General features: G+C 69.2%; 1 protein-coding gene. It reads left to right on the plus strand.

Annotation, left to right across the window (positions count from 1 at the left end; genetic code table 11):
* A partial coding sequence (locus tag ACFXBC_RS35130) for a condensation domain-containing protein (RefSeq protein ID WP_385034219.1) occupies nt 1–1,002 on the plus strand: 1,002 nt, incomplete at both ends.

The raw sequence follows: 1,002 nt of genomic DNA on the forward strand, positions 1-1,002 counted from the left end.
CCCGACCACCTCCCCCTCTCCCACGCCCAACAACGCCTCTGGTTCCTCAACCGCTTCGAAGGCCCCAGCGCCACGTACAACATCCCCCTCGTCCTGCGTCTGGACGGCCCACTCGACACCCACGCTCTGCGAGCGGCCCTCGCCGACCTGGTCGAACGCCACGAGCCGCTGCGTACGGTCTTCCCCGAGAGGGACGGAGCTCCCGAGCAGGTCGTCCTCGCCGCCTCGAACCATCCTCTCGACTTCCGGACAACCGACGTCACGGAGCCGGAGCTGGACGGCCTTGTCACACGCGCGGCGACCGAGCCGATCGACGTCGAGAGCCATACGCCGATCCGCGTCACCCTGCTGCGGCGGGATGCCCAGGCACACGTCCTGGTCCTGGTCGTCCACCACATCGCCGCCGACGGCTGGTCCCTCGCGCCCCTCGCCCGAGACCTCGGCCAGGCGTACCAGGCCCGCAGACACGGCACACCGCCCAACTGGGCACCGCTCCCCGTCCAGTATGCCGACTACACCCTCTGGCAGCACCACACCCTCGGCACAGAGACAGACCCCCACAGCCCCCTCAGCCGCCAACTCGGCTTCTGGCGACAGGAACTGGCGGATCTGCCCGAACTCCTCGAACTGCCCCTGGATCACCCGCGACCGGCAGTGACACAGCACACGGGTGACACCGTGCCCTTCCGGCTCGGCCAGGACGACCACCGGGGGCTCGCACAACTGGCCCGCTCATCCGGATGCAGCATGTTCATGGTGCTGCAGGCCGCCCTCGCCACCCTGCTCTCCCACCACGGAGCCGGGGACGACATCCCGCTGGGCACCGCGGTAGCCGGCCGGTCCGACGAGGCTCTCGACCACCTCATCGGGTTCTTCATCAACACCCTGGTGCTGCGTACGGACCTCACGGGCGACCCCACCTTCCGCGAACTCCTCCACCGCACCCGCACCACCAACCTCACCGCCTACACCCACCAGGACCTCCCCTTCGAACGACTCGTG

This window comes from Streptomyces sp. NPDC059398 (assembly GCF_042751845.1).
Classification (GTDB): Bacteria; Actinomycetota; Actinomycetes; order Streptomycetales; family Streptomycetaceae; genus Streptomyces.